Consider the following 10,423-nt stretch of genomic DNA (forward strand, 5'->3'; position numbering starts at 1 on the left):
ACACCTTATACGAAATTTAAAAAATGTGGTTATCTTTTTGATAATTAAAGAAATTTAAAAATTTCGTATAATGCCCATTATGTTAAATCGGGGGATTCATATCTTAAATAAACTAATTCAGTGTTAGGAATATTTATTAAATTAGGATAATCAATCTGTAATAAATTTTCTTCTATATTGAACTCATCAGAAAAATCTGCAATAACTTCAGTACCAATCATAGTGTAAGCCTCTATCCAATATTCAGAAGGTTTTCCATCAATAACGATATATAAATAAATTATTTTTTCGATTATTTTAATATTTACAGATCTTACATCTGGTGTCAGATACCCGAGTAAAGCTCTTTGTATGGAAATTTTTAAAAGGATTAGATCATTCATTTCAATATTTTAAGAAACTCTAGAATTAACATAATATACCTTATATAAAATTTTAAAAATAATATTATCTTTATGATAATTAAAGAAATTTAAAAATTTCGTATAATCGCCATTATGTTAAATGGAGGAGAAAAACTCTTTAATTTTTTTGATAAAGATATTCATTATCTTCTAATTTATGAAGCTCTTTGTGTATAAAGAAAACCACCGAGTATTCCTGATAACACTGCACTGGGAAAACTCCACCAGAAAGTGGAAAATATAAAGATAAAGATTAATCCTCCCACTAATATTGAATAGAAAGCAATATCTGCATCAAAAACCATATTTTTCATTCTTTGATAATACCAAGAACTGATAAAGCTAAAGAATATTACTAAAATAAAAAAGAAAGCTTTTTCAATATAGCTGCTTTCAATCATATCGTTCCAAAACATTTTATGATCCCCATATCTTTAAAATATTTTTTTAATTTTTCTAAAATTAACATAATACACTTTATACGAAACTAGGATGTTAGAACCCAATTAAAGTGTCAGGGTTCTCCTTAAATAAGGCGAAACAAAAAGTAGTACGTAATTAGTCTGTCCGGCACACACGATAGCTACCTTTTTTGTTAAAAGGTAGCTATCGTGTGTGCTCTATATTTTATATTTATTTTCAATAACTTATGTGTTTAATTGTTTTAGTTTGATTTAAAATCAAAAACCATAATAATAAATAAAATCATATACTTAATATAATTTAAAAAGTAAAAAAATCTCAGCACACATAATACCTACCTAAACGTAAAGGAGGTGAATTTCTTCGTATAAAGAAAAGCTCTACACTGCACACACGTCAGCGACCTTAAATCAAAAAATGAACGCATTAACTTTCGAAAAATTAAAGAAGCTCCAGAATCAATCTACTGCCGGCATTAGAATTTATCTTGTTTTGACCTTGCTCAGTTTAGTCACGTTCTTCATTTATTTCTTTCAGCATTTCACGCTAGACATGTTGATCACCGACCAAAAAGCCGTATTTCCAGCACTTAAATTTGAAATTATCGTACTGAGTCTGCTTTTCATTGCTTATTCATTGTTTTTTAAGTACATCAACAATATGCTCAAAGAATATGGCCTAAACTCTTATAATTTAAGTGAATACATCGACCGGAATGAGGCATTTTTCGAAAAGAATACCTAAACCATATTTCACTGTTCTGGAGAGCGAGAGAAGATCTATTCGGTCAGGGAATTTTTCACTATTCGCAGCTATATCCTGTAGGACTTCAAAAACCAGTTTCTCAATGCCTAAACGTGTCTTGTCTCGATCAGCATCGATCTAAGAGAGTGAAGGAAAGTCCTTACAACGCCCGACATGTTGACCATCCTCAGCCGACCATTCAACTTGATAGGAATAGCGCTCCTCCATGTTAAAATTGATTAAAGCGGTCATCGCTTTTGAAGCCTGCTTGGCATCTGTACGTAGCTCATCTATTTCTTGTCGAGTCAAAAAATAGTCATCTGGATATAGTGGCATTTTTCATCTCATGTCAGGCTCGATGAAATTTAATCATAGCAGCAACGGTCATCATCAAAACTCCGATCAAGAGATATTTCACATCCACTTCCTAGACAAAACAAACCATCTCAAAAAATCACAATGGTTAATTTTCACCCAAAAACAGAATGAAGTGGGTCAGTAATAAAAGGGACACCCTAATTTACAAAAATAAATTAACTATTTTTTTCTACATTTGAACTTTTTTATCGCGAAAATGGGCTTTCCGTAAATAAGAGTTCCAAACTGGAAGGCGCGTAGAACACAAGATCACTTTTCAACCAAATAGAATAGCGAATGGTTGAAGCATAAAAGGGACACCATGATTTACAAAATTTTTTTACCGCTTTTTTGCTCTTTTTTAGCGTTTTTCTCCCAAAATTGGTTGTACCGTAAATAAGAGTTCCTTGATTGGAGACGCGAAACCCTTTAATCTCAGACTTGCCGAATAAGATTTGCTCAACCAGATGTGAATAGTGTCTGTAAGGCAAATCTAAAACCCTTGTCGTGAGTTTTATGTGTAAACGTCAGCCAACGTTTACTAAAACTCGCAAAGCTGCGTGCGTGAGAAATCTAGCTGGCGCGGCTATGAACGGCACTAGGCAGTGAAACTCTGCCTTTTGACCGGATCAATCTGAAAGCGCCTCTATGAAATGAGGCGCAGACAAAGTTGGGCGACATAGAAACGGGAATCTAGGTGACTAGATCAAACCCTGTCTCATGGAGAGTGTGAGTAACTACACGGATGATAGTTACGTTAACCACACCTATTTCATGCTTCAATTTTTACGAAGGGCATGATGTATGGCGCACAGGTGGGCTGCTGAGAGTATCGCGAGGTACTAGGGAGTATGAGGAGAAATCTGGATTACTCTGGTACTCATTGATTGAGTTAAAAAATTTGTCGGATGACATTTTAATTTGGTTAATGAGATCGCTGGATAGCTCAAGCCTGTAACGGTGACACGTAAAACGTTATGTCGCGAAAAAATTAAGACTGCATTGATTAAGTTCATTGCGGTTTTTTTTATTTTTAGCGATACACACATAGCGAAGATGTTGCTTTGCGTAGATCAAGTGCTTTACCCACAATGAAGTCGAATAACGGTGAATAATATGGGTTTTTGGAACTCTTACCGTAAAAAACTGGAAGGCTGTTATTTTACAGAGTGGATAGGCGTACTGATCGTTGATTTAAATCAACACAGACCATGAAGACTAATATGGGAATCTCTCAGGTCGATCATTATATACGGTGGCTCCGTAATATAGACTTTTTGAAGCGAAAACCTGCCTTGAGTGGGGAATAAGTTTTAATTTATGAGAGAAGGAGAATTGTTGAGTAGATTCTGCCTCAAATTTGATGCAGATCCAGTCACTTCGAGCGAATAAAAACGTAAGCGGTGATGAAGCGAAAGACAATGCGAGCAATATTTAAAACCATGACAAGGGTTTTAAACGTGAGGTGTGGCAACCTCGGTATCTATGAAATGATACAAACAAGTTTGGCGTGGAAGAAATCCAATTGAATTATTACAAACATTGGCGTGGCTGCGAATGTTTGCGATATTTGGAGAGTACTCAGTAAGAAACATAAACGGTGGCTCCGTTGTTGGTTCACGCCAACCAAACACCAAGTTATTTCAATGCGTTTGAACCCTGTTCAACCCCAAAGAAATCGCTTCTAGCCTTGCGCTTTAGCAGAGATGTAATTTAGCGATCTGTTGTTTTACGAGCGGTATTCAATTTTAGCAGAGACGTCAGTTTTTTCAGTTAACTACAGAGCGGTCCACATGTGACTTAGCGCAGAAGCAGTTAAAGGAAAGCACTGGCCAGCGGATGAATATTTAGCAGAGATGTAAAACAACCCGTTAAAGCGCTAGCGAGCGCAAGGTATTAGCAAGTCGTAGTTGTGGAACTAAAACATAACCGGAGAATGTATCAAACTTAGTAGAGAGGACAGTCGGGCATAAGCTGTCTGAACGGTTTGAAATTCGCTTCCTTTGCAACGCAAAGAAAAGTCGCAAGTTGATAACTGTGAAAATGTACCAATGCATTTCATTGGCGTTAGGCGGTGACGTTAAACTCCAAAAACAAGCCCTGTCCATTCAAATGGACAGGGCTTACCTTATTTTGCGCTCATTTGCGATTTAAGCCACTTTTTAGAAAAAACTACCCTTTCACCATATAACTTTGTAATCGGGCTAAAAAATGCCATTTTAAGCCTCTAATCAGCATATATAGAGCGAGTGTCTACGAGCGAACCACTAAAATTCGCGCCTAGACCTTCTGAAAAACAGTTTTTTTAATTTCAGAATCTAAATAAATATAGATTACATGCAGAAAATTGATTCTCGACCGAGCGTAGCGAGCAAAAAAGCTTGATGAGCGAAGCGAATTCCGAGTTGCTTTTGATCTTGCTTTTGCTTTTTCTTAAATTCACGTTGGTATTAAGCTAAAAATTGCCCCTTCGAACTGAGCGAAAGCGAAGTTCAATAGAGTTTGAGCGTAGCGAAAACATAGGGCAATTTTTCATGAAAAAGGTTTTTAATTATTTTTAATGCTTTTAAATGCTTTTAAACTAGCTGAAAGTCTCGATATGAAAGCATTTCAAGACCTATTAAACTAGGTTTATCGACCTATTAAACTAGGTTTATCGACCTATTAAACTAGGTTTATCGACCTATTAAACTAGGTTTATCGACCTTAAAGATAGGTTTGTAGATCCATTAAATTAGGTTGATTTACAAACTTATTGAACTAGGTTAAGGTACAACCTAATTAATTATAACTTTATTATTAAAAATGGCTGAGTTAGTAGTAAAAGATAATGCCTTAATTCAAGCTAGTTACACCTTAGATATGGTGGAGCAGCGTTTAATTCTGTTAGCAATTGCTGAGGCAAGAGAAACTGGACATGGCATCACAGAAAATAGTTTGCTCGAAGTACATGCAAGCAGCTATATCAATACATTCAATGTAGAAAAACACACTGCATATACTGTACTCCGTGAAGCTTCAAAAAGCTTATTTGATCGTTATGTCACTTATCATGACGTTAACCCTAAAACTGGGAATGATCGTAGTTTCCACTGCCGGTGGGTAGATAAAATTGGGTATGAACAAAATTCAGGGATAGTTTTCCTGCGATTTACACAAGATATTGTACCTCTCATCACTAGGCTAGAAGAGAATTTCACTAAATACGAGTTACAACAGGTTTCTAGATTAACAAGCTCATATGCCATTAGATTGTATGAGCTGTTAATTCAATGGCGATCTAATGGAAAAACACCTCTATTTGACTTACCAACGTTCCGACAACAGCTTGGTGTTGAATCTCACCAATATAAAACTATGAGTAATTTTAAGACTTACGTTTTAGATTTTGCTCTGAAACAGGTTAATGAGTTAACTGACATAACAGCAAAGTATGAACAGCATAAGAAAGGACGCTCAATTTCAGGGTTCTCATTCACTTTTAAACAGAAGAAAGTTATATCTCAATCTATTAAACCTCATAAAGAACCAGATCCTTTACATCTGTTTAATAAAATGACAGATAAGCAGAGACACCTGTTTGCAAATAAACTTTCAGAACTTCCAGACATGAATAAGTACTCTCAGGGTAATGAGAGCTATACACAATTTGCTATTCGAATTGCTGAGATGCTAAAAAATCAAGAAAAGTTTCAGGAGTTACTACCATTCCTACAAAAAGTGGGATTTCAATCTGTCTAAATTATAGACTTGCTCATTTGTCTATTAGACAGTCTAATAGCAATAAATTTTGACAAGATTAGGCATAGCTCTATACCATGAAAAGTCTTTCTGTTCTTGAATTATCAAAACTTTACAACATCAATAGACAAACTATTTACAACAACATAAACAAAGGAATTTTAAGTAAAAATTCTGATAATAAAATTGATTTCTCTGAGGCTATCCGTGTATTTGGAGAACCTGTAAAAAAAGTTGATGTAAAAGAATCTGTAAAAATAGACAGTCTAAATTCGGCAGAATTTTTACTGCTTAGACAACAAGTAGACATGCTTAAAAATCAGCTTTCAGATGCAAAAGACCGAGAATCTTTTTATCATAATCAGATCGAAACTATGCAACGTCTATTAGAAGCACCTAGACCATATACCACTAGTTTTATCGACCCAGAAAAAACTCAATCAGAACCAATTTTAGATGAAAACAATGAAGTAATAGCAAAGCCACCCAAAGAGCCAGAGGTAGTCGAGAATAGTCGTATTTCTATTCCTGAACATATAGAGCCGGAACCAGAGAAAAGAGGCTTCTGGAGTCGATTTTTCCTACCGAACGGCTAGTTCTTAGAAATCATCACTCAGTTGATCCATTTTCCGAACCCGCTTAGGATATTTTTTTAATTCTAAGGCTCTCCCCAATTCATCTGCGTTTGGATCAGCAATATCAAAAACAGAATCCTCCAGACCTAATACCATTAAAACCGTCACCAAGTTTTTAAAATTAATACTGGGATCACCCTTTTCCAGTCGGCTAATAGTACGTTCATCGACATGGACTCGATTGGCTAACTCCAGAATTGTCAGATTCCTGCGTATTCTTGCCGTTCTAATATTTTGTCCAACGTGTTGGAGTAATTCTGCTACGCCAAACATCAAAAAATGACTAGAAGACTTCTTCATAAAAACCCCAAAAACCGACATTATTTCCTGTTTAAGTTAGCTTAAACCACATTTAATGTCAGGTACTTTTGAAAAAAAAGGTCTATCCGAAACAGGGGGAAAGACGCTTTGAGATTTGTTTTTTAGACCCAATAATTACTCAGGATTGTTTAATTCAAATGAACAAAAATGTGAAACATTGCTCACTTATTAAGCGTGGAACGCGACAATTCACGTAAAAAGCCCAACCGGTGAGGATTGGGCTTTCACAGATACGATAAGACTATGATTTATATAAGAATAAAATTTGCATTTCGTATAAGGTGTATTATGTTAATTTTAGAAAAACTTAATCATTTATAGAGTTTTCATAATTTATTTTTCTAATTATCAATGACTGTACCCATTCATTAGAACTATCAGGGAATACTTCTGAAATAGGCCATTCTGGAGCTGTCTCAATAATTTTAACTAAAGTACCTGCTAACCCAAAAAGATCATCTTCACCAAATAGTTTTGTTAATGCTATAGCTTCTTCAATAGTGATAGGTTCTTTTATTTCTTCTATCAGATTTTGAACTTTGCATACGTAATCATATCCATTTGGATCTTTGAGAATAGTCTTAGAGTCTAAAAATTTTCCTAATTCGACAAGTTGATTTATACATCTTTGCATGTCAAAAACACCTACTATCTTTTGTTATCAAATTATAGAAAGCTGAAATATCTGTCTATAACATCCCCATCATTTAACATAATAGCGCTTATACGAATTGAACTTTTCTTCATCTAGGAATATAGTGTGATTAACAATGTTAATCACAGGAGCTTAACATGGCTTCAAATGCACTAGTAACTACTCGCATTAATGAAAACATTAAGCATGAAGCAACAGAAGTTCTCGCAACAATGGGCTTAACTGTCTCAGATGCAGTCCGTTTGTTGTTGACAAAAGTAGCTAAAGAAAAGGCTCTACCTTTTGAAATTTGGCAACCGAATGCTGAAACCATTGCTGCAATGGAAGAAGATCTGAGTAAAGCAAAAAGCTTTACTTCTGTAAAAGACTTAATGGCTGATCTAAATGCGGACGATTAAGTACACATCAGCATTCAAGAAAGACTATAAACGTGAGAAAAAAGGTCAGCATCGAAATACCGTAGATGCTGACCTACAAACTGTTTTAGAGTTATTGCAAGCTGATGAAACCTTGCCTGAAAAGTATCGTGACCATGCTTTGGTCAGTAATTGGGTAGGTCATCGTGATTGCCATATCAAACCAGATCTTGTTTTAATCTATAAGAAAACAGAAGAAGGTGAACTGCTAATTTTGAAGTTAGTTCGATTAGGTAGTCATAGTGAACTAGCAATTTGAACGACCTAATTTCAACAACAAAATTTAAAAAATTATCTTCAAAAATGGGAGCTTAAAGCTCCCATTTTTAATTTTGCATAAGGTGTATTATGTTAATTTTAGGAAACTACAATTTTAATTTTAGTTGGATATTCAATATCATCAGCATATATTTCAACTTTCTCAATTAAATGCTCTGTTTCCAATTCTAAAATCGAATTACTTTCTGGGTCACTGATTATAATTAGTTTTCCAAATGAAATTTGGTCACTAAAAATTTTATTTAAATCAGCATTATAAAAATAATTTTCATTGTACTCTAATGTAATTTCAGTCATACCATCAACTGCATGTTGGGCAAATATAACTATACAATTTTCACTTCTAATTGGTTTTATCTGTTCATCTTTTATTTCTGGAATAACAAGTGGATCTTCATCACCATGAAGAAAAAATAGCCCATTATGTAATGCTATCACAGCTTTCTTTTCCATCTTTTTATTACCTTAAAATAGATATTACCTAAAACGAGAACCGCGTATTTGCCCACCTTAAAGCACTAGTAACAGCAGATGTGGTTTACTGAGGAGGTGAATTTATATTTATAGATCATCTATCTAATATGTTTGAATAACTTATATATTTTTAAAATAGAGAAAATCTCAAATAAAAATAATAAGAATATTGATAATTGCATATCAGATAAATTTGGTTCTTTATTATTCAAATAAATAAATAAAAGTATAGGAGCGTATATTATTAAAAAGACATTCTCATAAATTCTAACTTTTACATTTTTTTTAAAAAAGATATGCACAAATAATGCACAAACAATTAAAAATAAAAAATTCCATTGAAAAAAACTCATACCAACACCTAAATAAATAAACCCACAAATCATTTCTTAAAATTTTGGGGAATTAAGTTAATTTTTTCTAAAATTAACTTACTTCGGATAATACGAATTAAATAAGCAATAAAAAAGCCCAACATCCTGTTGGGCTTTTTTACATATTTGATGCGTTGGCATAACTCCTGTCGTACCTCACATTCCCTGTATCTAATCTTGTTATTCTTATCTGGAGCATCCTGCTCTCTATGTCCCCATGATAAGAAATAAGCGTGAGGTCGTATAGCCGCAAAGGGCGGGAATTGTTGTGAGCAAATGCGTACAAAACTGTTTAAATTTTACCCCAAGGGTTATCCGCAGAAATTGGGGATAATTTGAGCAGTGGATGAGTTGATAAATCACAACAATGCGCCAATTTGATTAAATATTAATCAACTTTATTGGCAATATGTTCCAGAGTTGTACATAAAAAAGCCGACTTGTGTCGAAGTCGGTTTTTTACTGTTTTTAAGGTGGGTCAATTTTTTTTAACTTACTGAAAAACAAATTCTTTTTATATTGCGTTTCGTATAAGCGCTATTATGTTAAATGGGCTAATTTTTCGCAATTTATTCAACAACTCTTATTTGATAATTATTTCGATCCTTCCAAGAAATAACCCTATATGGTTCATTTAGAAGCTTTTGCTCTCTATAAAAATCTAATAGTTCTTCAGGGCTCCAGTCTCGGCCAGCCGAAAAAATTGAATTAATACTAATTAAATTTTTTATAGTTTTTAACCGATCTTCTTGATCTAGATTATTTTTTTCAAAGCTATCATGCTCATTCAACTTAAAACCGAACTTAACTAGTTGAAAAGCAATAGTTGGATTTTTAGTTTTGACTAGAGTGTAGTCACCTGCAATATCTGTAACTACTGAATTATCTTTTAAAATATTATCAATCATATGAAAAGCCTAATTCAAAAGTATGAATAGATTTATAGATTTTAAGTTTTCCTAAAATTAACATAATACAGATTATACGAAGCCTATGTTTTGCATGAGATTTTTTTAATTTCGTATAATCGCCACTATGTTAAATAGACTCGGAATTTTTTACTAATTTAATTTGGCTCTTTATTTCTTAATTTTAAAACAACGTATCTTTGCCAAAAAAGTAGCATTCCTGCAAAAACACATATGTAAGTTTTATTCTCAATTGAAAGAGCAATTCCTGTAAAAATTAAAGCAAATAAAAAAGAGAAGATTAAATTAGTCTTCTGACTTAATGAAGAACCAATTGCTAATTCAAGGCTAAGGAGTTTATTTAATATCTTCATGAAAAAATCACCCACAGATTGTCATTCGAAATTTTTTTGTTCCTTAAATTTATCCTAAAATTAATACACCTTATACGAAATTTAAAAAATGTGGTTATCTTTTTGATAATTAAAGAAATTTAAAAATTTCGTATAATGCCCATTATGTTAAATCGGGGGATTCATATCTTAAATAAACTAATTCAGTGTTAGGAATATTTATTAAATTAGGATAATCAATCTGTAATAAATTTTCTTCTATATTGAACTCATCAGAAAAATCTGCAATAACTTCAGTACCAATCATAGTGTAAGCCTCTATCCAATATTCAGAAGGTT

At 33.4% G+C, this 10,423-nt stretch carries 12 protein-coding genes; 4 read left to right on the forward strand and 8 right to left on the reverse strand.

Annotated elements, in window-relative coordinates:
• Positions 1 to 77 precede the first annotated feature (77 nt).
• From B9T24_RS16390 to B9T24_RS17255, 3 genes are all read right to left on the reverse strand, one after another.
• On the reverse strand, positions 78 to 383 hold the full coding sequence (locus B9T24_RS16390; RefSeq protein WP_086166777.1) for a hypothetical protein: 306 nt from the start codon (positions 381 to 383) through the stop codon (positions 78 to 80).
• A 176-nt stretch (positions 384 to 559) separates the two neighbouring features.
• On the reverse strand, positions 560 to 820 hold the full coding sequence (locus B9T24_RS16395; RefSeq protein WP_086166778.1) for a hypothetical protein: 261 nt from the start codon (positions 818 to 820) through the stop codon (positions 560 to 562).
• Between the two features lie 889 nt (positions 821 to 1,709).
• Entirely contained in the window at positions 1,710 to 1,907 is a 198-nt protein-coding gene (locus B9T24_RS17255; RefSeq protein WP_228145741.1) for a hypothetical protein, read from the reverse strand.
• A gap of 2,826 nt (positions 1,908 to 4,733) precedes the next feature.
• Between B9T24_RS17255 and repM the strand changes: the two genes are divergently transcribed.
• Positions 4,734 to 5,669, forward strand: a complete 936-nt coding sequence (repM, locus tag B9T24_RS16415) for a replication initiation protein RepM (protein WP_086166780.1) — start codon at positions 4,734 to 4,736, stop codon at positions 5,667 to 5,669.
• 77 nt (positions 5,670 to 5,746) lie between these two features.
• Positions 5,747 to 6,265, forward strand: a complete 519-nt coding sequence (locus B9T24_RS16420; protein WP_086166781.1) for a plasmid replication DNA-binding protein — start codon at positions 5,747 to 5,749, stop codon at positions 6,263 to 6,265.
• Between the two features lie 3 nt (positions 6,266 to 6,268).
• Here B9T24_RS16420 and B9T24_RS16425 read toward each other — a convergent pair whose 3' ends face one another.
• Both B9T24_RS16425 and B9T24_RS16430 read right to left on the reverse strand, forming a co-directional pair.
• On the reverse strand, positions 6,269 to 6,604 hold the full coding sequence (locus tag B9T24_RS16425; protein ID WP_086166782.1) for a helix-turn-helix domain-containing protein: 336 nt from the start codon (positions 6,602 to 6,604) through the stop codon (positions 6,269 to 6,271).
• A gap of 328 nt (positions 6,605 to 6,932) precedes the next feature.
• On the reverse strand, positions 6,933 to 7,259 hold the full coding sequence (locus B9T24_RS16430) for a hypothetical protein (RefSeq protein ID WP_086166783.1): 327 nt from the start codon (positions 7,257 to 7,259) through the stop codon (positions 6,933 to 6,935).
• A 158-nt stretch (positions 7,260 to 7,417) separates the two neighbouring features.
• Between B9T24_RS16430 and B9T24_RS16435 the strand changes: the two genes are divergently transcribed.
• Complete coding sequence (locus B9T24_RS16435) at positions 7,418 to 7,678, forward strand: type II toxin-antitoxin system RelB/DinJ family antitoxin (protein ID WP_005254175.1); 261 nt, start codon at positions 7,418 to 7,420, stop codon at positions 7,676 to 7,678.
• Complete coding sequence (locus tag B9T24_RS16440; RefSeq protein WP_086166784.1) at positions 7,665 to 7,955, forward strand: type II toxin-antitoxin system YafQ family toxin; 291 nt, start codon at positions 7,665 to 7,667, stop codon at positions 7,953 to 7,955. The genes B9T24_RS16435 and B9T24_RS16440 overlap by 14 nt, the downstream gene beginning before the upstream one ends.
• A gap of 98 nt (positions 7,956 to 8,053) precedes the next feature.
• Here B9T24_RS16440 and B9T24_RS16445 read toward each other — a convergent pair whose 3' ends face one another.
• From B9T24_RS16445 to B9T24_RS16460, 3 genes are all read right to left on the reverse strand, one after another.
• On the reverse strand, positions 8,054 to 8,428 hold the full coding sequence (locus B9T24_RS16445; RefSeq protein ID WP_086166785.1) for a hypothetical protein: 375 nt from the start codon (positions 8,426 to 8,428) through the stop codon (positions 8,054 to 8,056).
• Between the two features lie 964 nt (positions 8,429 to 9,392).
• Positions 9,393 to 9,731 carry a hypothetical protein gene (locus B9T24_RS16455; protein ID WP_086166787.1) on the reverse strand — a complete coding sequence of 113 codons (339 nt, stop codon included), beginning with the start codon at positions 9,729 to 9,731 and terminating at the stop codon, positions 9,393 to 9,395.
• Positions 9,732 to 9,889: 158 nt separating this feature from the next.
• Positions 9,890 to 10,105 carry a hypothetical protein gene (locus tag B9T24_RS16460; protein ID WP_086166788.1) on the reverse strand — a complete coding sequence of 72 codons (216 nt, stop codon included), beginning with the start codon at positions 10,103 to 10,105 and terminating at the stop codon, positions 9,890 to 9,892.
• Positions 10,106 to 10,423 lie beyond the last annotated feature (318 nt).

The organism is Acinetobacter sp. ANC 4654, assembly GCF_002135425.1.
GTDB lineage: Bacteria > Pseudomonadota > Gammaproteobacteria > Pseudomonadales > Moraxellaceae > Acinetobacter > Acinetobacter kyonggiensis.